Source organism: Vallitalea sediminicola, from assembly GCF_054408565.1.
Map to the genome: position 1 here is coordinate 1 of NZ_BTPT01000163.1, position 339 is coordinate 339.

Genomic DNA, 339 nt, shown 5'->3' on the forward strand with positions numbered 1-339 from the left:
CATGGGGAACAGGAAGAGTAATGAAATTCTATAATAATATTATAGAAAGTCATGGAACCATTACAAAATTTTCAAAAGATCAAGTAACAGGAGAATTTTATAATAATTGCTTTTATCCAAGCACCATTGACGATATTAATGGACCAACTTCACACTTAGGCTTAATTACTGAGAATCCAGGCTTTGTTAATCCAGGCTATGAAGGGTTAGGATTAAGTGCGGGTGAAGCTTATAAGATAAAATCAGATTCACCATGTATCAATGCAGGTGTAAAAATAACCAACAACGGAGGGAAAGATTATTTTGGTAATACCTTGTATAATTCCACACCTGATATAG

At 33.6% G+C, this 339-nt stretch carries 1 protein-coding gene; it reads left to right on the forward strand.

All coding sequences use genetic code 11. The features are described 5' to 3' along the window. Positions 1 to 20: 20 nt before the first annotated feature. Positions 21 to 339, forward strand: a 319-nt coding sequence (locus tag ACX6CF_RS26280) for a hypothetical protein (RefSeq protein ID WP_458788343.1), incomplete at its 3' end; no start/stop codon positions are given.